Here is a 24,548-nt window from a genome sequence, read left to right on the forward strand (position 1 = left end):
ATCATTCAAAGATGTGTAATTTTCTTAATTCTATTTCAATTGGTTTATAGAGAGCTGGATTGATATAAAATACTTTTTCGCCTAACTCATTCAATTCAAAATGGACAAGATTTGCAGCGTTCAAGAAATTTAAGATCGTTTTCGATTTCTCTAAATCACAACTGAAAATTTCTTGATGTTCGGCAATAGTTAGACTACCATGCTGAATTAAATTTGAAAGCGTAAGCAATTTTTCAATTTCAAAGGTTTGAAGGAAACGAAAATCAAGTTTCTTAAACGGAGCGATGTAAATTTTATTATTCTTGAATTCCTTAATTGATTTCATCCAATAGAACATTGCCGAAGTAATATTGCCTTCACAGGCATCATATAAACGATCAAAGTATTCTTCTTCAAGATTTGATTGCCTGTCTTTATTAGAAAGACTTAATTTCAAATACTTATAAGATTTCAAATGTTCATCGGCTAAAAATTCAAGATCATATCCAGAGGTTCGATGTCGTTTTAGAATTGCTTCTTTGATTTGATCTTTTGTCAGTACTTCTGTTTTAATCTGAAATGGGAAGAAGTTACTGATATTTAAAATTCGATTTAACAATTCCCATGCATGATATGAAATTGAGACAACCCAGAAAATTTTATGATTAGTTTCAGAAATAATTAAAAGTAATTTCTTCATTGCTTCTAAATAACCATACTTACGGAGGAAGATCTTATGAATGTCTTCAAGAATTATCACTTTGTATTTTGGATTGATGTTCAGCTCACTTATCAATTCTTCGTAAGTTGCGATATAATCGAGCCCAAGCATTTTGGATAAAATATTTAATAACTCTTTTTCCGATTTAATTGTCTTTTCAAAAGTGTAACGATGTATTTGCGTATCTATTTGAGTTTTCATTAAAAATGAACTAATCAAGCTACTTTTACCAGTTCCACTTTCACCAATGATGGCAGTTGAACCAGGCAAGCCATTTAAAGTTCTTTCATAAGCTTTATGAAGAATTGATTTCTCTTTTTCTCTTCCAACGAGTATCTCAACTATTTCTGAAGAAGTGTAATCGAAGAGTTTTTTGTAAACGAAAGGAAGGGAATTATAAACATTCTTGTCGTAGATTGTTTGCTCATAAGAGTAAATTATAACGCTTTTACCTTCAAGATCAATTTCTAAAATATCCTTGACTTCTCTCAGGAGCGGTTTTAAAATTTGATTATATCTTCTTTTAAGAATTACCCATTGCTTTCTGAGTTTCTTTAGATTTTCTTTAAAAGAGACAACGACAGTGTCCAGTAATTCTTCGTATTTACTTTTCTTAATCCTCTTCTCAAGTTCAATTGTTAATTCTTTTGTAAATGCTTCTTTTATTGCAGTAATTTGTTTGTAGATTTTTTCTGTTAGAGCAAGTTCAATTTCTCTCTCGAATTTTTCAATTTGACGTTCCCAGACTTTAATTTTCTCTCGAACCAGTTTAGTAGTTGTCTTTAAAGTATCATCAAATACTTTCTGGAAGCTTTCACCAATTTGGTCTCGATCAATTTCTTTTTCTAATGTATTTATCTCTTCAATTGCGATGTTGAAATGATAATAAATCACATTTTCAATATTTTTTAATTCTAAGATTGAACTACTCAAATGGTCATTGACGATCTCATTGAGTTTGATAATCTCTTGGAGAATTTCATTTTCAAAATAACTTTTAATTACATCTGTAAAATGAAGAGTTTTAAGTTCAATGTATCTGGTTCTGGTTTCTTTAATCTCAAAATCTCGATCATCAAGAACTTTAATTTCGGTTTCATACTCTTTTATGAGCGAATTGAATCTTTCTTTAAGAGAATTTATTGTATTAATCAGGCTGTAAGTTTTTTTCAAATAGTTTAATCGGGCAATGCCTTTCTCATTTAAAGTTAAAATCACCTCATCACGATACTTTGAGATCAAATTTTTGATAATTGAAATCTTTTCAAAACTCAATAAACTTTTATTCTCAAGCTCCTTTTCGAATGATTTGAGAATTGTATTAATTTCATTAATTAATTCTTTTAGCACTTTATTGATCGTATCAGAATGATGAACCATCGTATCGTTTACAATAGAATTGATCCTTCCCGTAATCTCGAAAATTCGTGCATCCCGCTCACAAACTCCAAGAAAACCTAAGAAATAGTTGACCCAGAATCTAATCGTTTCAAGAGTTGTCTCTTTTGCTTTAAGCGATTCAGAATAAATTTTTGAGAAATGAAACTTTCGAATATTTAGTTCAATTGTTCCAGCTTTGAGAATCGCTTTCAGGAATTGATTGAAAGGATTGGCAAATGCATAATTTAATCTTGTACTGATATTTTGATTTGAGCTTTCGATTTCCTCACCAATTGAGGAGATTTCCTGTTTAAGCCTATCGTGAATTTCGTTCAATTTATCGATAGCAAGTAGCGAAACAGCATCTATATCTTTGTATTCAGTAATAAGATTGAGTAGCTCTTCGAGATTGTTAGTTACATCGTCGTAAATTCTTTTAACTTTTCTCAGTATGTTCAATCTTTCCATTCCCATTAAAAATGCAGCTTTTTCCATTTCAAGTGCAATCTGATACTCAAAGAAATACTTTACCAGAATTACATATGGTATCTTTCGTTTTAATACAAACTTTAAGCCTAAGAATTTTTTAATCTTTCTTAATAACCTTTTGTAAGATTTTACAAATTTGATTAAGTAGCTGTCATCTGATTCTGTTTCATACTTATCAAGCTCCTGTTCAACTACAATAAATTCAGGCACTGTTTCGGAGTATTCTTTCAGATCATCAAATAATTTTTGAAGCAGATATTCAGCATTTAGTATTTGTTGCTCAACAGATTTACGCTTGACGCTGAGCTCGGCAAACCAGGAAGAAATCTCCTGCTGAATATTTAAAACTTCTTCTTTTATTTCTTTCCCTGTAATCTTCCCTTTCGTGAATAAATTTTTAAGTTTTTGATATTCTTCGATGTATTTCTCAACAACCTGATAATAAAATTCAAGAGCATCTTCGCTTCGTTTGTTGATAAGATTATTTTCAAATTCCTTCAAATAATTAATTAATTTTTCTCTTAGAGAAATTATCAGATTGTTTAATTCAGGATCTTCGAATTGTGGGACATCAAATTTCTTTTGCGGGACAATATCTTTTCGAATTTTTTCTATTATCTTCTTTTCTTCCTTCTTCTCCGCAGTTTTAGAAACTCGATTAAAACGCTTTATAGCAATCTTAAATAACGCTGGACCAATCAATAGATTTAATCCAACTATTGAAACAATTATCGGTGTAATTAATTCTTGCACCTGATTGATATTTGATGTGAAGTAAATCATAAAACCCAGAGCCATTGCAGACTGAGAAACAAATCCGAGCCATAAATTATTCTGTAAAAGAGGTACTTCACTTGCAAGTTTTGCTGCGATTTTAGTGGAAGAATAGAGAAGAATTAATCTTACAACAAAGATTAAAATGGTAAGTTGAAAAGTTAAAACAAGAGCATTCAAATTTAAACCAGCACCGGCAATCGTAAAGAAGATTACATAAACAGGCAGAGAAAGTTTTTTTATTGGCTCTATTAAATCATCAGAATATTTCGAAAAATTTTTTACAACAATACCAATGGTGATGAATACAAGCAGAACATCGAGATGTAAAAGTTTACTTACTTCAGAAATGATTAAAATAGATGCGAGAATAAAAATTAGCAATTCTTCTTTGATATATTTTAAGTACAGAATTATCAAATAAGCAGCAGTTGAACCTGCAACAATGGATAAAACTATTTCCTTTAATCCATCTAAAAGCACACTTGAATTAAATCCTGCACCACCTAAAATACTTTTAGAAAAGGCTATTAGTAAGCTAATCAGAATAACCAGAATAATATCCTTAACAACTGCGATGCTTAAAACAAGTTGAGATAATTTACTTCTATCACCTGTTTCGTTCATCACAGCGATAGTTGCAGCTGGAGAAGTTGCAAGCATCAAAACACCAGTAAAAAGAGCGGTGATCAATATCACATTATAAGGTACATTATTAAAAATAGGAATATAAGGAGCGGTAAATAAAATTATACCTGTTAAAACTGCTGGTAATAAAATCAGTTTGAACAAAACTATTAGAGAAATAATTTTCTTTTCAGCCAGAAATTCTTTTAATACAATTTCACCGCCGGCAGAAATAGCAATTAATCCTACTGCTAAACCATTTAATAATCTTAAATCATTTACTGATGTATCAGTAAAAATACTTAATAGATCAGTTCCAAATATTACAGATGAATAAGGTCCGAAAATAATTCCAGCGATTAAATAACCACTGATTCTTGGAAGTCCAAGATAATAAGTTAATTCACCAAACGAATAAGCAGCGATCAGGATAAATCCTAGCGAAATTAAAGTATCGGCATGAAATATCTGGCCAGTGTCAACTTGAAGGACTTCGAAAATGTTTACTAAAAATATTAGGCTTATAATAATTCCAAGTTTTCGGATAAATGAAATCATTTTATTTCACTTAAATCTATCAATAAATCTTTTGTCAGTTTTGTTGAGAGTATTTCGTTAATTAGGACAGCAGTTATTATTACAGCAAATAAAGTATTTGTCAATGGATTATCATAAACCTGCTGGAAATTAACCATCATTGTAATTGCAATAATTCCCTGAGTGTTTAAACCCAAACCAATTCTTGGACTAAATTTATTTTTATCGAAACAAGAATGATAACTAAGCCACCCATTAAAGTATTTAATTACTACTCTGATTAATATATATAAGAACAAACCCGCGAAGAAAATCCAGAAATTATCAATACGAATAATTGCGCCAGCGTAAATTAAAATAATCACATAGAAAGGATGTTCTAACTTTTTAAAGACTGACACAAGTATATCTTTTGATTTAATAACATTCCCTATTACAAATCCTGCAAGCAAGTTCAAAAATAATGGTGAGAAATTCATATAATAGGCAGTCCCTGAAGAAAAGATTATAATTCCAAGCAAAGCCACTAGGAGTTTATTTTCATTTTCTTCTCTTTCAAGAAAAACGAAAAATAAAAATCCAATAATCAATCCAAGAACGATGTTCAATACAAACCATTCAACCGGAGTAATGTGAATTCCGCTTGTTTGTCCTTTGTGAAAAATTGTAAACATCAAACCAAGAAATGTAATTGCAAGAAAATTATTAATCTTTGAAATTCTTTGAAGTGTATTAAAATTAGTTCCTGAGACCTCAAACTTACTCTGAATTGATTCAAGAACTCCATTCGAAAAAGTCGAAGCAGAGATTCCAATGATCAATGAATTAGTAATTATGTTTTCAATTGATAAAATATTTTGAAACAGATAATACATCAAAAAGAAGCTAAGCCCGCTCATCGAAATTGTGGTGAGTATAATGTCATTAACAGCAAGTTTGAAATGCTCAATTGAATAGTTGAAAAGTTCTTTAATTCTAAATTGAAGTCCTACAGAAAAACCTACAGCACCTAAGATTGTTGCAATTATTGGTTTTAACTGAAGCAAACCTTCACTATCAAGTAAAATTGGAAGTTTGATATTAAATATTCCATTCAAAAAATTTATAAAAGGCTCACCAATAAAAATACCAATAAACAAGAATTCGAGTCCTGTAAGATAAAGTAATCGCTTTTGCAGTTTTTGATTTATAAAGTGAAAAGAAAGAAAGCCAAAAATGACAATTAAGATAAGAAGTAAAAATGTATTCATTGGCAAATATGTGTTTGTATCTGAATCATCACTTCACAAATATGCAAATGAATTAATTAATTTCCATAAGGAGTTTGAAGATATCTTTTAGCGGATGAGTGAGCGTCACTCCAATTCTTTATGGAAAGAACATAATTATAGGCTTCGATTGCTTCATCTCGTCTGCCCATTAAATCATAGACTATTCCTAAATTCAAAGCAGCGTAAGATTGAAAACCAGACTCATCCCCCTTTTTATCAATTTCCTTGCTGATATCTACGCATTTTTTAAAGAAATATGCAGAGGAATCGAATTTGCCCTCAAATCTATAATTCATTCCAATGTAATAAGCTGCTTCGCGCATCGCATTTTTGTTATAACCAGGGAGACCCGCTTCAGCTCTTGAATAAATTTCTGTAAAAACCTCTGAAGCTGTTTTGTAATCTCCAGCTCTGATATAAGTCCTTCCCAGATAACGATGAAAAATTGGATTCAACGGATATTTTTCATGAAGGATTGATGCGTAACGCCTCGCCTCGAAAATATCATCCTCATAATGATAATTAATGTAAAGTAAGAAATACATTGATTCAGTTGAGGCAAATTTTGCCTTTTCAGCTGCAGTTTTAAGCTGTTGAATTCCCAGTTTCTTATTCCCTTTTGGGAAAAAAATCATAAGAGGTTTGACATATGGAAATTCATCGGGGATTACTTCAGCAAAATAATTGTAAATGCCCATTCCAAAGAGTAAGTCATAATTAGTTGAATCAATTGACCAGGCAATTTGAAGAAGTGGTAAAGCTTCTCTTCCATCATCTGCAGCTTTGATCCAGCTGTCTCGCAATCCTCTTAATCGTCCACGAAAACCAATTGCACCTCCTTTAAAGAATATTGCGTCAAGATTTTTTTCATCGTTTTTTAAAATTTGATCACAATGGTAAATCACATCCTCAAGTTTTTCAAAAAATAAATTATCTAAGGATTCATTTTCAGGTTCAATCGCAATTCTCCACCAATCAATCATCGCAAGGAAAAATCTGCCTGCAGGACTATCCGGATATTCTAACATCAATTTTTTGAAAACTACCTCTGCCGAATCAAATTGAATATTATAAATGTAGTCAATTCCTTTTTTAACTCTTAACTCAAAATCTATGGTGTGAGCAAAGCGAGCAGAGTCTTTAATTATTTCATTAGAAAATGCAAATGTCAAGAAAATATGAACAAATAAAATTGAAAGGATTGCCCTTTTCATAGAAAATATGAGTTAGTTTCGATTTGTTGTGATCTTAAAGAAATCAAATTGATAGCTTCGAAAATCAATTATCACTTTACAATGAAAATCATTTTTTATTAGGGAAGACATTCTTTAAAACTTATGATTTAAAAAAGAAAATGCTCAGGTTGAGAAGGCACAACCTGAGCATTCAGAAAATTTTTATTTTTTAACTACTCTTAGATTTACAATTGGTTGAATTTTATATTCAAACTCAGCGGATTTGTAAGCATCAGTTCCGGAACCGGTTGTTTTAATATTTTTGACCCAAACTTTTACATAAATGCTGTCCTGAGTTTTTAATAAATACACATTATCTTTAACAACAGAAACTGCTGAAAGAGTTGGTTCTTCCAAACCTTCTACCAGGTCAAAACCTTCCTGTGCTGTTTTTGGAACAACAGCAAACTTCGTAATTCTTGCACCTGGATAAGCTGCTTTCACATTAGGTGAATAAAAAGTTAAAACATTGCTTGCTGAGTCCACTCTCATATGTAAATCGATATTTGGATAATATGTTTGACCGAATGAATATTGCGTTCCTGCACCTGTTGATGGATTCCATCCAAAACCCGATTTTGCTGCTCCTGTTAATTTGAACTCATCAATAACTCCTTCACCATAATAAACACCAGCATAAATCACAGTTCCGAATGGGATACTTCTTTTATTGTCCTGATTTACAGCATATATAAAAGTTTTGTATCTAATTCCTCTTTGAATGTTTTGAATAATCCTTCTTCTTGAATCAATTTTGGAAACAAATGCAGAATCAAATGTGCTTTGCGGATCACCCATCTGATTGACGACATAAGTTACAACAATGTAACCCTTGAAATTTGCATCATCATGTTGGGGTGATTTTTCCCAGCTTACGATCGCAAATGCATCACCTCCAGCAACTGCATCAACAACTACAGATACATTAGCTGGCGGATTTGGTGGATTGGAGATTGGCTGCTCAGGTTCAGTTGATTTACTGCAATCAGCTGCGGTAAATGCAAAATAAATTGTAAAAACTGTTAGAATGCTAATTAACTTTTTATAAGTATTCATAATTCCTCCCATTTTATTTTAATTTTTCTTTTAAGAATTCAGCAATTTTATTAATGTTAATCCTTATTTGTTCCATTGAATCTCTTTCTCTAATTGTCACTGTTTGATCTTCCAGAGTTTGACTATCGACTGTTACACAATACGGAGTTCCTACCTCATCCTGCCTTCGATATCTTCTGCCAACGGCACCTTTATCATCATAAAACACTCTGAAATCTTTTCGTAAATCTTCCGTTATCTTTCTTGCAATTTCCGGCATTCCATCACGATTAACCAACGGGAAAATGCCAACTTTAATCGGAGCGAGTTTTGGGTGTAATTTTAAAACAACTCGTTTTTCACCTCGAACTTCTTCTTCGTAATAAGCATCAATTAGAAAAGTCATAAAACTTCTACTGGCACCTGCTGAAGTTTCAATTATATAAGGAATGTACCTCTCCTTGGTCTCATCATCAAAATAATCAAGAGCTTTGCCTGAATAATTAGTGTGTTGAGTCAAATCGAAATTAGTTCTGTTATGAATTCCTTCAATCTCACCCCAGCCAAATGGAAATTCGTATTCGATATCAACAGCAGCGTGAGCATAGTGTGCAAGTTTATCTTCGGGATGTGGAGAAAATCTAAGTTTATCTTTGTTCAAACCAAGTTCGATAAACCATTTCATCCTTTCTTCTTTCCAGTATTCAAACCATTTCATATCCTCACCTGGTTTGACGAAATATTGCATCTCCATTTGTTCAAATTCTCTTGTCCTGAAAAGGAAATTCTTAGTGTTAATTTCATTTCGAAAAGCTTTTCCGATTTGAGCAATTCCAAATGGAATTTTTTGCCTGGATGAATTTAATACATTCAAAAAGTTAACGAAAATTCCCTGTGCAGTTTCAGGTCTTAAATAAACAATCGCTGCATCTTCTTCAACTGGACCGATGAAGGTTTTGAACATCAAATTAAATTGTCTTGGTTCAGTGAATTTTCCTTCCTGTTGACATTTAATTGCTTTTCGTCCTTTGTAAGCTGGATTACCGCACATTGCATCTTCCAGTTGATCTGCACGGAAGCGAGCTTTACATTCTTTACAATCAACCATTGGATCTGTGAAATTGGCAACATGACCTGAAGCTTCCCAGACTTTTGGGTGCATTAAAATGGCAGCATCAATTCCTTCGATATCTTCCCTGAAAGTCATTGATTGCCACCATTCTCTTTTAATGTTGTTTAATAGCTCAACTCCAAGTGGACCATAATCCCAGCATCCATTAAGTCCACCATAAATTTCAGATGATTGAAATACAAATCCTCTTCTTTTCGCTAATGAGACAATTGTTTCAAGGGATACGCTCAATCTTACCTCCAAATTTGTTTTAATTAAACATAAAATTACTTAATGATAAAGTGTTTACAAAATCAACCCTAATTTGAAAAAAGTTTTTTTATTTCCTGAAATGTTTGTTTATCAAGTTTTTGTTCGACAAGTTCTAAGCTTAAAAGTCCAAAACTTTTATAAATCAACTTTAATTCTTCGTTTAAATTTTCTATTGACGTTAGATTTCTTTTAATTGTTAAAACATCGCCTCTTATAACCGGACCCGTTAATGCATTCTCCACTCCTAAGTTTTTAAGATTTTGAATTGTAGAAAGTAATAAGTTCAAATAAGATTTGACTGCCTTATTACCGAGATATTTTTTTATCTGAAAAAACTGAGTTACTGTATAATTCGATAAAATAACGGCAAAAGCATGATAAATTGGTTTTTGATCTTTTTTAAGAATGATATAGTCCCAATTCATTTTTTTACAGAAATCTATTGCAAAATGCTTTGATATTTTTGAATCAGTCTCAATTGCAAATACACTATCATTAAAATTAATTAGATTATCTTCGAAATAGTCAGATGCAAAACTATAATTTGGATGAAAAGAAAAAACATTACAGCCTCTTTCGGCTAAATCAATTAATTCATCAGAGTTTAAAGAACCAGAAGTGTGAAATGCAAATTTCCCTTTCCAATCAGAAAAATTTTTTGACAGTTCCTGTGAAACTTCTTTTATGAATCTGTCTTGAACAGAAATAATAAAGAGATTAGTCTTTTCAGGGATTTCCGAAATTTTTTTTGAATAGTGGTTAGCCTTTACTTTTGCTGCTAAAGTTTTAGCTTTTTTATGATTCTTATCAATTATTGAAGTGATTTTGATTCTTTTCTTTTTCAACGAAACAGCAAAAGCGCTCCCGACTTTTCCAGCACCAATAATCGCAACCGATAAATTTTTCATCTACTGATTAGTTACTCCTTATAAAATACAGCTGATAGATAACCAACTACCTGATGTTTATCCCCGCTTGCTTCACTTGAATCATTTCTATAAAGGACTTTTGATTTATTTGCGCCAAGAAGTTTAGATGTTTTCATTACAGTTACAATTGGTCCGCCTCCGCAAGCCTGAACTTTTTCCTCTTCAAGTTCATCTATTAGTGTTTCATCATCAAATTTGTTTATTAAATGTTCTATTCTTGAATCAAGGCTATTTGCGACATCGTGAGAGAAATAATGTGAAAGATCTGAACTTGCAACCAGCAAAACATTTTTATTTTTTAGAACCTCAGCTAAAAGCTCTGCAAGCGAGTAAACAAATTCTTTGCTCTGATCACCCATTACAATAGGAAGTAATTTAAAGTCCTCCAACACCATTTGCAGGAATGGCAGTTGGACTTCAAGTGCATGCTCTCTTCCATGACCACGCTTTGAAAATTCAATGATATTATTATAATCTTTTAGCTCATCTCGAAGTTCAGAATCAATTGAAATTGTACCGAGCGGTGTCTGATAAGCAATACCGTTATAAATGGAAATTCCACGAAAATATTCATAATGACTTGGAGAAATAACAACGACAGAATTATATTTTTTACCTTTAATAAGTTTATAACCATAGGCTGCTGTTTTTGCTGAATAAAAATACCCAGCATGAGGTGAAACAAGTCCAATTATCTCACCTTCAATTTTAGGTGGATGAGCTTGATTTAAATAATTTTCTATTGCTTTTTTCAATCGCACTGGTTCTCTTTCATAAAACATTCCAGCAACTGCCGGTGGACGAATTTCACTAGTTAACATCTTGCTTCCCTCCTATTTCGTTTTCTGAAAAAACTTCCGCCGAAAAAATTTCTATTTTAGTTTGGGGATCTTTCCATTCATTTTTACTTAATCCTGCTTTTAAACATGTGTGTTCGAGAAACTCTTTAACTGTCCAATTGTATCTTGTGGCAACTTGCGGCAGAAGCAATCCGTGAAAAGGTCCCTTTTGAATTATTAAACCGTGTTCTCCAACTTTTATTTCATCAATCGATTTTATTCTTTTTGGTGGAGAAAGAACTGAAATTTCAATTTCGATATGATCAACTTCCTCCTTTGATAATGGATAAAATCTCGGATCCTCAAATGCTGATTTCTTTGCAACTTCATAAATTAATTCATAAAGAGGCTTATCACTAACAATATAACCTATGCAGCCGCGAAGTTCTCCATCAATTGTTAATGTGACAAATGCACCACATTTTTGCTTAAGCGTCTCAGAAAAATCTCGATTTAAATCCACAGTTGCTAGACCGAATTCCTCCTTTATCGAATCTCTTGCAATTTCTAAAAGTATCTTCTTTTCCTCATAAGTTAATTTCATGTTGCCTCCTATGGATTTATTCTATAACCAACGAGTTCCATTTTATCTTTTATAAAATATAAATCATCATCATACATAAAAAACGAGTCAGGAACTGGGGCAGGAGTAGAGCTATTAAGTGTTTCAATTAAAATTGGTTTTTCTTCTATCTTGTCGAAAACTATTAATCTGTTTATCAAACTGCGTGGTTCAATTTTATCATAAACATTAAAAATCAATAAATCTCTTCGATCAATATACTCACAAAAATTTAAGTATGAACTATTCGGTAAAAATCGATTGATTAAGCTGGAAATTTCTTCTTCGCCATCTGACCCGCTTAACATTTGCGTGAATTGATATCTGGAATAATCTTTTTCGTTAATAGAATTCAAAACTGCTCTAGCTTCATCATCGCCTCCGAGATTGCTTACAACTTTTCCATCTTCAATGGATAACTTAAAGAACTCGTTTTTATCAAACTGAGGAATGTAACCGTACACATAATTCTCATCGATGTTGAAAAAAGTTAAATCATCGTTCACCCATAATATTTCACCCGAGTTAAGATCAACATTTATAATTTTTTTGTGATTTGGCATATCAGGTTTTTCGAATTGATGAAGAATAAGATATTTAGAGATTGTGCTTTCAATACCAATCCAGAATTTCTCGTCGAGGAAGGTTTTATTTTTCCAGAAAAAATTTCCATTTACTCTGTCAATGCAAGAAAAGTAGACTTCCTTTTTTTGAACATCCCTTTCCTCAATTATAATCTGTTCAAGGTCAGTTAGAATAATTCTCCAGATATTTCTGCCCTGATTAAATGAAAATAGTTTTTGGATTTTGGACATATTACGCTCTCTTTCTTATAAAATTTAGAAATTTATCTTGTTTAATTCCAACTGAATTGAGAAAAATTTATTGCAAAGGTAAGAATTTCAAAAATTAAAGAAGCGAAGAGCTAGAAAAGCTCCTCGCAAAAGGACAGGCAACTTTTTGATGATTATTATTTTCTGTACTCACTGAAAACAAAATCTTTATCTTTTACCTGCATATGACAAGCGAAACATTCACCTTCCATATTTTTTACAACTCTCTCCCTCGTATCACCGGCAAATCCTTCAAATCCCCAGCCGCCAGTGTTTTTATATTTTTTCGAATTCTTTACCATTACGCCTACAACTTTCCTTTTTCCTTCTGTGATTGCATTGTCTTCTGAGACGGCTTCAAAAAGATCAAAGACAATCACTGAGCCGTCTTTGAACTTATTGCCAGATTTATACCCAGCGAGTGCGGTTTTATTTGCGTAGATGTGGTGAATTCCACCAAAGGCTTCATAGAGAGGATGCCCTTTTTCAAGAACCATTGATTTGATATGAGTCCATCCTCTATATCCCTCTGGATACGGAACATCTGTTCCACTTTGATTTAATGCTAAGAATCCAAAAGCAGTTAGAGCTATGAAAATATAGAAAAGTTTGTGTTTTAAGGTTTGCATAAGTCCTCCATTAATTTGGTTTTTATTATATTTTAGGATTCCTAATGATTATATCGATTGTAAATTTTCAAGTCAAGAGCTTTTTTTCACCCTGATCTTAGGTAAATTAGACCATTCTTAAGAGATTTAAGGCTGTCTGATCAAAATCCTCTAATAATTTCTCAAAAACTCTTTTTACAGGAAGAATTTCTTTAATCAAACCTGCTGATTGCCCTGCTTCAAGTGCGCCCTCTTCGGTATCACCTTCAAAAATGCCAAGTCGTTCTCGTTTTTCGCCCCAGATCTCCCTTAATTCTTTTTCATCGGCACAATTTTTTTCTGCTTCAATTGCTCGTAATGCAAAATTATTTTTAATCATCCTAACAAGTCCAATTTTTCTAAATCCAATCACCGTTCCATTATCTTCAGCTTCAACAATTTTTCGTTTATAATTTTCATGAGCTGATGATTCGAAAGTTGCAGCAAATCTTGTCCCGATCTGAACTCCCTCAGCACCAAGAGCTAATGCAGCAGCAATCTGTTTACCAGTTGCAATTCCACCAGCAGCAATTACAGGAATTCTTACACTTTCTACAAGCATTGGAATTAGACAGAAAGTTGTGATTTCATCAAAGCCATTATGTCCACCTGCTTCATATCCTTCCCCGACAATTGCATCGCAACCAACTTCTTCTGCTTTCTTTGCATATTTTACAGACGGAACAACATGCACAACTTTTATTTGATTTCTTTTTAATTTATCAATGAACTTTCCTGGATGCCCAGCCGATGTGAAAACAATCTTTACATTTTCTTCGATTACAACATTTATCAAGTCTTCTGCATCTCCGCGAAGCAGCGGAATATTAACTCCAAACGGTTTTGAAGTTTGAGCCTTTGCTTTCTGGATATGTTCTCTCAGAAGATCAGGTTTCATAGAACCTGCACCGATAAGTCCAAGCCCTCCGCACTCGCTCACTGCTACGGCTAATTTGTAACCAGAAACCCAGACCATTCCAGCCTGAATGATAGGATATTCAATTTCAAAGAGGTCGGTGATGCGATTTTTAATTTTCATTGCTCGTCCATTTTTTATTTAATTTACTAAAGTTTAATTATTCTCTATTCAATTAAATGAACTGGAATAGTTTTAAATGAAAATAACTTTAAACAAAGAGGTTTTGAATGTGATTTTAATTTATGATTGAAAATGAATTTTGAATTGGAATGCTAAGTCAATTTTATGATTATAAAAATTGAACAGGGAAGTTGAAAATTAAATTTTTATTCGGTTACTAAATACTTTCTTCTTTTGGTCTGCGGGTCATTAGTTCAGTTGTTGCAAGAATTGGATCTTTGTCTTCGTAGAGAATTCTATAAACTTCAATACAAATTGGAACATCGACATTAACTTTTTGTGAGAGTTGATAAACACTTTTAGCAGTCGTTACACCTTCAGCGACCATTTCCATTTCAGCTAAAATATCTTTTAATTTTCTCCCTTTGCCGATTTGTTCACCGACATATCTATTTCTTGAATATTTGCTCATACAGGTTACAATTACATCACCCATTCCAGATAAACCTGAAAATGTTTCAGGTTTTGCACCGAGAGCAACTCCCAATCGAGAAATTTCGGCAATACCACGCGTCATAATTGCGGCTTTAGTATTATCACCAAATCCAGCACCATCGCAAATACCAGCACCAATTGCAATTACATTTTTTAATGACCCACCGAGCTCAACTCCAACAATATCAGTTGTCGCATAAACACGGAAATAAGGATTCATAAATTCATTCTGAACAAATCTTGCAGTTTCAATTGATTTTGATCCGACAACAACTGCAGTTGGAATTTTTCTGGCAACTTCTTCGGCGTGACTTGGTCCTGAGAGTGTTGAAATTTGAGCCTCATCGATTGCGGGAAAAACATCCTTAATGATTTCAGATACTCGTTTTAATGTTGATATCTCTATTCCTTTCGCAACATTCACAATGACCGAATTCTTTATAGAATCATATTTAATTTTTTCCAGTACGCCTCTTAAGTATTGAGTTGGAACAGCTAAAACGATTATATGTCGGCTTTTTGTTGCATTATCAAGATTAGAGGTGATTTCAATCTCTTCGGGTATTTTTACATCGGGCAGGTAAATTTCATTAATTCTTTTCTGTCGAAGGAATTCAGCATAATCTGGTTTGTATTCATAAAGAGTTATTTTGTGTCCATTATCATGAAGCAAAATAGAGAGGGTGGTTCCCCAACCACCCGCTCCAAGAACAGCTACATTCATACTTACTCAGATTTTTTTTGAATGAGAGGTATTCTCTTTATTCGATTTTCCGTTCCTTCAATTAACCTTTTAATGTTAGAGCGATGAGTATAAATAATGAAGATTGCAATAAATATTGAAAAGGAGATAAGTGTAGTGTAACCTTCAATATGTACATGAAAGATATTTTCTCTAATGAAGAGAATTATTGGAAGAGCAACTGCTGCACTGATCGATCCTAAGGACACATATCTAAATTTAATCAACATTAAAAGAAAAACTGCAGCAGCAATTAAAACATCTATGGTCATTAAACTCGCTGCCATTCCAACGGCAGTAGCCATTCCTTTTCCGCCGCGAAAACCTGCAAAAACAGTAAACACATGACCTATCACAGCAAAAATCCCTGCAAGTAATTGGACAAAAGTAAAATCATCGAAGGGTGTTGGATTATCAAAAGGCATTTCGGTTAAGAAAAAAAGTCGTGCAATAAATACAACCGCAACTACACCTTTAAAAGCATCAAACAGCATAACAAGAATTCCATATTTCCATCCTAAAACACGAAAGACATTTGTTCCACCCGCATTTCCACTTCCATAATTTCTTATATCAATGCCGGCAGCTAATTTACTCACAATTATCGCTGTCGGAATTGAACCTACAAGATATGATAAAAGCAGAATCAATATTATTGTTAACATATTAACCTATTATTTTTTGAACTTATTTATTTTATAACTTATTCAATTAATTTTTATTTACCAAACTCAATTATTTAAGAAAAAGTTTAGCAAACTCTAAGTCTTTTCTCAAAGTGATTTTTCGATTTTCACTTTGAATTTGATAAAAGTAAACTTTAACTCCGAGTCTTTCAACAAGCGATGACTCATCTGTACCTAAAAAACCTTCTTCGTAAGCTTTGGCGAATGCTTCGCTCAGAATTTTATAAGTAAAAATTTGTGGTGTTTCAACAAGCCAGATTTTATCACGATCAAGAGTAGTTTCGACAAAACTAAAACCAGTTTTTACGGTATCTACAGCTTTTTTTGCAGCTATCACAGCTTTCTTTTTACTCGCAAATTCAATTAACTCATCAATATCTTTTGATGAAATAAGCGGTCGAACCGCATCGTGAACACAAATTAAATCATTAGGTTCAGCTTTGATAGACTTTAATGCTAAGTAAACTGAATCCTGTCTTTCCTTTCCACCTTCAACTATATCAATTACTTTCGTTAGCTTAAATTTTTTAATAAGCTTTTTACATCGATCAATGTAATCTTTATTTACTGAAACAATAATTTTATCAACTCTCTTAGCCTTTTGAAATTTCAAGATTGTATGAACAAGAATTTCTTTACCATTGATTTTCAAAAATTGTTTGGGGGTGTCGGACAAAAATCTTTTACCGGAACCAGCAGCTGGAATAATTACGATTGTTTTCACTTTTAACTCCTAATTAATACAAAAAGTCAGGCTGAAATTCGCCTGACCAAAAAAAATTAAAACTATTTTATTTGCACTTTTAATTTTACAAGATTAACATTGCATCGCCATAACTTAAGAAGCGATACCCATCTTTGATAGCTTTCTTGTAAGCTTTCATAGTAAAATCATAACCAGCAAAGGCAGCAACAAGCATTAATAAAGTTGATTCCGGTGCATGAAAATTAGTTACTAAAGCATCAACTATTTTAAAATCATATGGAGGAAAGATGAATTTATCTGTCCAGCCTCGATTAGGTGCAGATAGTCGGCTTGCTGTTACACTTGTTTCAAGTGCTCTTACAGTACTTGTACCTACAGCAAACACTCTTCCTCTGTTTAATTTTGTTTTATTGATTACTTCAGAAGTAGATTCTGGAATTTCATAAAATTCAGAATCCATTCGATGTTTGGTTAAATCTTCAACTTCAACTGGTCGAAATGTTCCGAGTCCAATATGCAAAATAACAGGAACAATTTTTACACCTTTCTTTTCGATCTTTTTTAATAGTTGAGTTGTGAAGTGCAATCCCGCAGTTGGAGCAGCAACTGAGCCAGCAACTTTAGCATAAACAGTCTGATAATTTTTCTTATCAGCTGGTACTGGATCACGTTTAATGTAAGGAGGAAGAGGTACTGTTCCAATTTTTTCAACTATTTCAAAAACATCTTTATCGGTTAAGAAGCGAATAGTTCTACCGCGAGATGTTGTATTATCAATAATCTCACAGACAAGTCCTTCGTCAAAATAAATTTTATTTCCTATTCTGACTTTTCTTGCTGGTTCAACAATAACATCCCAGATTTTATCCTGCGAATTTAATTCCCTTAGAAGTAGAACTTCTATCTTTGCACCTGTTTTCTCTTTCCTTCCAAAAAGTCTTGCAGGAAAAACTTTAGTTTGATTTACAACCAGACAATCACCTTTTTGGAAATAATCAACAATATCACTGAACTTTTTATCTTCAATTTCTTGAGTTTCTCTGTGTAATACCATCAAACGGCATTTGTCTCTCGGCGTTACAGGGAATTTTGCAATTAAGTTCTTCGGTAAAACATATTTAAAATCTGATAATTTTAATTCTCTATCGCTTAAATCAAATCCTGCCATAAGCTTCTCACTATTTTGTTTTTGATGAATTGATTCTTTTTCGAAAACACAGACTAATATCTGCTTAAACAAAAAATAGAGCTTTCAGCCGGAAATTGACTGAAAGCCCTATTTCAAATAACAATTATTTCTTTCCTGATTTTTTGTTAACGGTCTTTTTCACTTTAGCAGTTTTCTTTGCTACAGCTTTAGGCTGTGACATTTTTTCAAGAACAACTGCTCTTGCAGCAGCAAGTCTTGCAATTGGAACTCTAAATGGTGAACAGCTTACATAATCAAGACCAATTCTATGGCAGAACATAACTGAATCGGGTTCACCGCCGTGCTCGCCACAAATTCCAACTTTAAGTTTTGGTCTTGTTGATCTTCCTTTCTCAACACCAATTTTCATTAATTCACCGACGCCATTTATATCAATCGATTCGAATGGATCTCTCGGTAAAATATCATGCTCGACATATGCTGGCAAGAATTTTCCAGAATCATCTCTGGATAAACCAAAAGTTGTTTGAGTTAAATCATTAGTTCCAAATGAGAAGAATTCAGCGACCTGAGCAATTTCGTGAGCAGTAACGCAAGCTCTTGGTAATTCAACCATTGTACCAATTGTATATTCAATCTTCTCGCCCATTTCATTCATTACTTCTTCGGCAACTCTACGCACAATCTTTTCTTGAAGTTTCAATTCATTAACATGACCTACAAGAGGAATCATTATTTCAGGGAATACTTTAATTCCTCTCTTCTTCACATTACAAGCTGCTTCAAAGATTGCACGAGCTTGCATTTCAGTAATCTCGGGATAACTAATTCCAAGTCGGCATCCACGGAAACCTAACATCGGATTGAACTCTTTCATACTTTCAATTTTATTCTTAACTGCTTCGAATGACATTCCCATTCTATCAGCAAGTTCCTGAATGTCTTTATCTTCATGAGGCAAGAATTCGTGTAATGGTGGATCGAGTGTTCTAATTGTAACAGGTCTTCCTTCCATTACTTCAAAGATGCCTTCAAAGTCTCCTCTTTGAAGTGGAAGTAATTTATTAAGAGCAGCTTTTCTACCTTCAACAGTATCAGCAAGAATCATCTCACGCACTGCTTGAATTCGATCACCTTCAAAGAACATATGTTCCGTTCTGCAAAGTCCAATTCCTTCAGCACCAAAAGCAATCGCATTCTTGGATTGTTCTGGTGTATCAGCATTGGTTCTAACTTTTAATCTTCTCAATTTATCTGCCCAGCTCATCAGGTCGGCATATTTTTGATAAACTGGTGCATCTTTTGGATCAAGAGTTTTTTGAATCAGTACCTGAATAATTTCTGAAGGTTTTGTTTCAATCTTACCTAAGAAGACTTCACCAGTAGTTCCATCAAGTGAGATGTAATCGCCTTGCTTGATCACAATGTCTTTATTTTTAATTTTCATTTGTTGTGCAGTGTAATCAATTTCGAGATCACCGCAGCCGGCAACGCATACTTTACCCATTTGACGGGCAACAAGTGCAGCGTGTGAAGTCATTCCACCACGAGCTGTTAAAATACCTTCCGCAGCATTCATTCCTCGAATATCTTCTGGTGAAGTTTCAATTCTAACTAAAATTACTTTTTCACCTTTCTTTGCCCATTCTTCTGCATCAGGAGCACTGAAAACGACTCGACCGGTTGCTGCACCAGGACCAGCGTTTAATCCTTTTGCGACTAATCTTCCTTCTTCAATTGCTTTTCTTTTTTCATTGTGATCAAAGATTGGTCTTAATAACTGATTAAGTTGATCTGGTTCAATTCTGCGAATAGCTTCTTCTTTCGTGATTAATTTTTCATTAACCATATCAACTGCCATAGTAACAGCAGCAAATCCTGTTCGTTTTCCAACACGGCACTGCAACATCCAGAGTTTACCCTGTTGAACAGTAAACTCGATGTCCATCATATCTTTATAATGCTTTTCAAGAATTTTTCTAATTCTTTCAAGCTGGTTATAAATTTCGGGCTTGGTTTCTTTTAATGTTTTAATTGGAAGCGGAGTTCTAATTCCTGCAACAACATCTTCACCCTGTGCATTGGTTAAATACTCACCATAAAATTCATTTTCACCTGTGGCGGGGTCACGAGTAAATGCAACGCCAGTTAATGAGTCTTCACCCATATTTCCAAAGACCATTGCCTGAACATTAACAGCAGTTCCCCAATCTTCTGGAATGTTATTTAATTTACGATATGCTTTTGCTCTTTCGTTATTCCAAGAACCAAAAACAGCACCAATTGCACCCCAGAGTTGTTCCCATGGATCTGTTGGGAAATCGTGTCCAGTTTTTGCTTTTATTTCAGCTTTGAACTCTTCGACTAACTCTTTCAAATCGTCGGTTGTTAATTCAATGTCCTGAGTAATTCCTCGTTCGTGTTTCTTTCTTTCTATAATTGCTTCAAATGGATCAATTTCATCTTTCTTTTGAGGTTTCAATCCTAAAACTACATCACCATACATTTGCACAAATCTGCGATAAGAGTCGTAAGCGAATCTTGGGTTGTTAGTTTTTTTGATTAGTCCCTGAACGGTCTCATCGTTCAAACCAAGATTAAGAACTGTATCCATCATTCCTGGCATTGAAGCACGTGCACCAGAACGAACGGACACGAGCAATGGATTTTCGGGATCGCCAAATTTGGCTCCCATAATTTGCTCAACTTTTTTGAGAGCATCTTTAACTTGTTTCTCAAGTTCTTTTGGATATGTTTTATTGTGTTTGTAGAAATATGTACAGACTTCAGTGGTAATTGTAAAACCTGCTGGAACTGGTAGACCGATATTTACCATTTCAGCGAGATTGGCACCTTTACCGCCTAAAAGTTCTTTCATATCGGCTCTACCTTCGGCTTTTTTACCACCGAAGAAGTAGACATATTTTTTTACTGCTTTTGCCATACTATCATTCTCCATTATTTATTTGACAATTAATAAACCAGTTTAAAATTTCTTTTGAGAATGGATTTTCGTTCCGATCCTTCATTCTTTCAGGATGCCATTGAACAAGAAGAAGCGGTGATTTAATTGATTTATCTTTCCATTCGAGAGCTTCTACAATTCCATCTTCTGAAAACGCGGATGCAACTAAATAATCAGAAACTTTATCAATTGCTTGATGATGAGAACTATTGACTAAACCTTCTTCTAAATTTACAATTTCAAACAACTGAGAATTTCGATTTACTTTAACTGAATGAGTTAGATCTTCATCATTATCTGAATTACGATGATTATCAATATGTTGAAATAGTGTTCCGCCGAGATGAACATTCACAAGTTGAAAACCGCGACAAATTCCAAGAATAGGCATATTGTTTTTTAGTGCGACATCAATCAATTCTCTCTCAAACTTATCACGGATCTTACTTTCCTCATCAATTTTTGATAAACCCTTATTCTCCTGATTATAGTTTTCTGGATTGATATCCACACCACCTGGCAAAACCAGACTGTTGCATTTAAGTAAGTCTTCTGGTTTATTAGTGGAATGATGAAGCTTTAGAATCTCGACTTGATCAGATGAAGACTTAAGCCAATCAATATAATTCAGAATTTTTGAACCGTAATAAGATAAACCAATCGTCACTCTTTTTTCAGACATAAAATTTTCTGTATTAGATTCTCCTCATCAAAAATTCTTGCTGTGATTTTCGCATAATAGAGGAAAACCCCAGCTCTCTTAAACTCATTAATAAAGTTTGTAAGTCGGACAAAGTCCTTCTCAGTAGTTACAAGGTGATTGCACCCAAATTTTTCTACAAATTTAATCAATATTTCGAAATCTTGTACACCATAGCGGTGATGATCAGGGAAAATCTTTAAAAAAAGCGGCGAAATTTGAAGTTTTTCAAACAATTTCTTAAACGATTCGGGTTGAGCAATACCGCAAAAAGCTCCAAATTTTTTCAAATTTAAATCGTCTGATTGAAGAACATTCCCCTCAAAATCTTCAAAATATTCAAACCGATATTCTGACAGAAGAAAGTTTTGAGCGAGCTGGTTAGCTATCCCTTGTTCTTCAAACTTTTTATTGTAAATAACAAAATCATAATCAAATATTTTTTTCTTAGGTTCACGGAGATTTCCTGCAGGCAACAAAAATCGTTCAATTAAATTTTTTGAGTAAAAGTTTTTGTCAATTAAAACTATTTTCATGTCTTTGTGGAAACTCAAATTTTGCAATCCATCATCCAATAAAATGAAATCGAAGTTCCCATTCTCATCAATTTTTTGTAAAGCCATTGCACGATCTTCAGAAACAAAAACTTTTGCATTCGGAAGATTTTTTTTCAAGAGAACAGGTTCATCTCCATTTTTCTCAGTATCAAAAGAGACTACTTCAAAAAATCCTTTTGACTTTCTTCTATAACCTCTCGAAAGAATTGCAATCCTATTACCTTTCTCCAGAAGTTTTTTAGCAAGCTCCAGAACAATTTGAGATTTACCTGTTCCACCAACGCGAATGTTGCCAATGCAAATGACTGGAATCCGTGAATAATAAATGTTAAGCCCTAAAATCCTTTTAATAAAATTCGAATGATATGCAAACTCTTTGATCTTAATTGCTAAGAAATAAACGAATGAAAAAGGAAGTAAAAAAATTCTGAGATAATTTATCTTATTCATCGAAATTTTCTTTTGAAAGTTCTTTCAATTCAAATTCAAGTTTCTGGCGAATTTGTTCATATTCATCATTTGATAAACCTGATGGAAATAATTTGGGATCCGATAATCTAACTTTCACTCTGGAAAAGAATTTTGGTAATTCAAATTTATCCCAGCTTTTAAAAATTTTTTTCTTCTCGTAAGAAATTCCACAAAGCACAATTGGTTTTTGAGCTCGAACAGAAGCAATAAGTCCACCAATTTTCATTTCTTCTCGTGGTCCGCGTGGACCATCTGGAGTTATAGCAAGTGAAAAACCTTTTTTCAAAACTTCAACCATTTCTCTCATCACTTCTTTTGAATCTTTTGAACTTGAGCCGCGAATTAATTTAAAATTCCATCTCTTCAGTAAACGCGAGAGAATTTCACCATCTTTACTCTGACTTACAACAGCGTAAAAATTTTTATTTCTACCGAGCCACCAGCCAGCAAGCATTTTCCCATGCCAGAACATAAAAACAGCATTACCAGATTTCAATGCTTCTTTGTTTTCTATTTCGATTTTCAAAGTCTTCGTTAACAAATCCAGAATTGGAGGAAGAAGAAAAATTCCTAATTGTTGTATAAACTCTTTCATTTCAAATCTCTGATAAAATTATTTGAGCAGCTCTTTGAGAAGCACCTTTATCGCCCAGCAAATTTTTGATTCTCTTTAACTTCATTTTTATATGAGTTGATTTCTCTTCACTCACAAGTAATTCTTTAATCTCACTATAAATCTTTTGAGGATTGCAATCTTTTTGAATCAATTCTGTTACAATCTTTTCACCTGCTACTATATTGGCGAGAGATATTTTATCTATTTGAATCAAGTTTTTCCCGATCAAATAACTAAGAAATGAAGTCTTGTAAACAACAACAAACGGCAGTTCAAACAAAGCCGCTTCAAGGGTCGATGTACCTGATTTAATTATTCCTGCATCTGCATATTTCATTAGTTCATAATTTTTATTGAAGATTAATTGGAATTCATCTTTAAAATATTCTGTATAGACTTCAGGCGGGATTGTTGTAAGTCCTGCAACAGCAACATTCAGATCCAGATCTTTTTTTAATCTATAAGCTGCATCTGAAACGACAGGTAAAATTTTTTTTAATTCCTGTTTTCTACTGCCAGGGAAAATCGTAAGTAATTTTTTTGACGGATCGAGTGAATTTTGTTCAAAAAATTCTTCTTTTGAATCAAACTGATAATTTTCAATCACATCAAGAAGTGGATGACCAACGAAAGAAACATTAACATCAGCATCACGGTACATTTTTTCTTCAAATGGAAAGACAACAATAATTTTATGCACAACTTTTCTTATCAGATCAATTCGATTTTTCCCCCACGCCCAGATTTGCGGTGAAATGTAATAGAAAATCTTTTTACCAAGTTTGTGAAGTTCTTTTGCAATGCTAAGATTAAATCCAGGATAATCAATAAGTATTACCGCATCGGGATTTTTTTCATTGACCAGCCTTAAGATGTGACTTTTTACTCTTTTCAAATATGGAATGTGTTTGATAACCTCAATAAATCCCATAAACGAAAGCGAATTAATGTGATAAACTAATTCAACGCCGGCTTCTTGCATTCTATCACCGCCAATACCAAAGAATTTAATTGAAGGATTAAGTTGAATGATCGATTTTACAAGATTGCTTCCGTGTAAATCCCCTGAAGTTTCTCCAGCGATGATTAGAATATTTTTCATAAAATAATTAAAAGTTTATCTCATTAACCATTATTATTTTTTCACAGCTACAAGTATGTCGTAGCTTTTCCGCCGTT

Annotated in this window: 20 protein-coding genes; all 20 read right to left on the bottom strand. The window is 33.2% G+C overall.

Annotated features, from left to right (window positions below; translation table 11 throughout):
• Position 1 precedes the first annotated feature (1 nt).
• Entirely contained in the window at positions 2-4,528 is a 4,527-nt protein-coding gene (locus HPY57_04520) for an AAA family ATPase (GenBank protein NPV11038.1), read from the bottom strand.
• The gene (locus HPY57_04525) at positions 4,525-5,757 is read right to left on the bottom strand and encodes a hypothetical protein (GenBank protein NPV11039.1); all 1,233 of its coding nucleotides are present in this window, start codon (positions 5,755-5,757) and stop codon (positions 4,525-4,527) included. The genes HPY57_04520 and HPY57_04525 overlap by 4 nt, the downstream gene beginning before the upstream one ends.
• A gap of 56 nt (positions 5,758-5,813) precedes the next feature.
• Positions 5,814-6,926: a hypothetical protein gene (locus HPY57_04530; protein NPV11040.1), complete on the bottom strand. Its 1,113-nt coding sequence runs from the start codon at positions 6,924-6,926 to the stop codon at positions 5,814-5,816.
• 249 nt (positions 6,927-7,175) lie between these two features.
• A complete protein-coding gene (locus HPY57_04535; protein NPV11041.1) occupies positions 7,176-8,069 on the bottom strand; it encodes a hypothetical protein in 894 nt (297 codons plus the stop codon).
• Between the two features lie 13 nt (positions 8,070-8,082).
• A complete protein-coding gene (locus HPY57_04540) occupies positions 8,083-9,423 on the bottom strand; it encodes a glycine--tRNA ligase (protein ID NPV11042.1) in 1,341 nt (446 codons plus the stop codon).
• Between the two features lie 56 nt (positions 9,424-9,479).
• Positions 9,480-10,340, bottom strand: a complete 861-nt coding sequence (locus HPY57_04545; GenBank protein NPV11043.1) for a DUF2520 domain-containing protein — start codon at positions 10,338-10,340, stop codon at positions 9,480-9,482.
• Between the two features lie 11 nt (positions 10,341-10,351).
• Positions 10,352-11,182, bottom strand: coding sequence for an AmmeMemoRadiSam system protein B (gene amrB, locus HPY57_04550; GenBank protein ID NPV11044.1), 831 nt, complete (start codon positions 11,180-11,182; stop codon positions 10,352-10,354).
• Positions 11,172-11,744, bottom strand: coding sequence for an AmmeMemoRadiSam system protein A (gene amrA / locus HPY57_04555; protein ID NPV11045.1), 573 nt, complete (start codon positions 11,742-11,744; stop codon positions 11,172-11,174). The genes amrB and amrA overlap by 11 nt, the downstream gene beginning before the upstream one ends.
• Positions 11,745-11,752: 8 nt before the next feature.
• The gene (locus tag HPY57_04560) at positions 11,753-12,577 is read right to left on the bottom strand and encodes a DUF4905 domain-containing protein (protein ID NPV11046.1); all 825 of its coding nucleotides are present in this window, start codon (positions 12,575-12,577) and stop codon (positions 11,753-11,755) included.
• A 155-nt stretch (positions 12,578-12,732) separates the two neighbouring features.
• A complete protein-coding gene (locus HPY57_04565) occupies positions 12,733-13,224 on the bottom strand; it encodes a cytochrome P460 family protein (protein NPV11047.1) in 492 nt (163 codons plus the stop codon).
• 106 nt (positions 13,225-13,330) lie between these two features.
• The gene (locus tag HPY57_04570) at positions 13,331-14,275 is read right to left on the bottom strand and encodes a nitronate monooxygenase (protein NPV11048.1); all 945 of its coding nucleotides are present in this window, start codon (positions 14,273-14,275) and stop codon (positions 13,331-13,333) included.
• A 223-nt stretch (positions 14,276-14,498) separates the two neighbouring features.
• Positions 14,499-15,500 carry an NAD(P)H-dependent glycerol-3-phosphate dehydrogenase gene (locus tag HPY57_04575; GenBank protein ID NPV11049.1) on the bottom strand — a complete coding sequence of 334 codons (1,002 nt, stop codon included), beginning with the start codon at positions 15,498-15,500 and terminating at the stop codon, positions 14,499-14,501.
• A gap of 2 nt (positions 15,501-15,502) precedes the next feature.
• Entirely contained in the window at positions 15,503-16,183 is a 681-nt protein-coding gene (gene plsY, locus HPY57_04580) for a glycerol-3-phosphate 1-O-acyltransferase PlsY (protein NPV11050.1), read from the bottom strand.
• A gap of 70 nt (positions 16,184-16,253) precedes the next feature.
• Positions 16,254-16,928 (bottom strand): 2-C-methyl-D-erythritol 4-phosphate cytidylyltransferase, encoded by a 675-nt coding sequence (ispD, locus tag HPY57_04585; protein NPV11051.1) that lies wholly within the window; start codon positions 16,926-16,928, stop codon positions 16,254-16,256.
• 85 nt (positions 16,929-17,013) lie between these two features.
• Complete coding sequence (gene queA / locus HPY57_04590) at positions 17,014-18,078, bottom strand: tRNA preQ1(34) S-adenosylmethionine ribosyltransferase-isomerase QueA (protein NPV11052.1); 1,065 nt, start codon at positions 18,076-18,078, stop codon at positions 17,014-17,016.
• A gap of 124 nt (positions 18,079-18,202) precedes the next feature.
• Positions 18,203-21,004 carry a pyruvate, phosphate dikinase gene (locus HPY57_04595; protein ID NPV11053.1) on the bottom strand — a complete coding sequence of 934 codons (2,802 nt, stop codon included), beginning with the start codon at positions 21,002-21,004 and terminating at the stop codon, positions 18,203-18,205.
• Between the two features lie 4 nt (positions 21,005-21,008).
• On the bottom strand, positions 21,009-21,707 hold the full coding sequence (locus HPY57_04600) for a gamma-glutamyl-gamma-aminobutyrate hydrolase family protein (protein ID NPV11054.1): 699 nt from the start codon (positions 21,705-21,707) through the stop codon (positions 21,009-21,011).
• Positions 21,689-22,732, bottom strand: coding sequence for a tetraacyldisaccharide 4'-kinase (gene lpxK / locus HPY57_04605; protein ID NPV11055.1), 1,044 nt, complete (start codon positions 22,730-22,732; stop codon positions 21,689-21,691). Before lpxK ends, HPY57_04600 begins: the two co-directional genes overlap by 19 nt.
• On the bottom strand, positions 22,725-23,348 hold the full coding sequence (locus HPY57_04610; GenBank protein NPV11056.1) for a lysophospholipid acyltransferase family protein: 624 nt from the start codon (positions 23,346-23,348) through the stop codon (positions 22,725-22,727). Before HPY57_04610 ends, lpxK begins: the two co-directional genes overlap by 8 nt.
• Position 23,349: 1 nt before the next feature.
• Entirely contained in the window at positions 23,350-24,471 is a 1,122-nt protein-coding gene (lpxB, locus tag HPY57_04615) for a lipid-A-disaccharide synthase (GenBank protein ID NPV11057.1), read from the bottom strand.
• Positions 24,472-24,548: the final 77 nt, after the last annotated feature.

This window comes from Ignavibacteria bacterium (genome assembly GCA_013177855.1).
Lineage (GTDB): Bacteria > Bacteroidota > Ignavibacteria > Ch128b > Ch128b > Ch128b.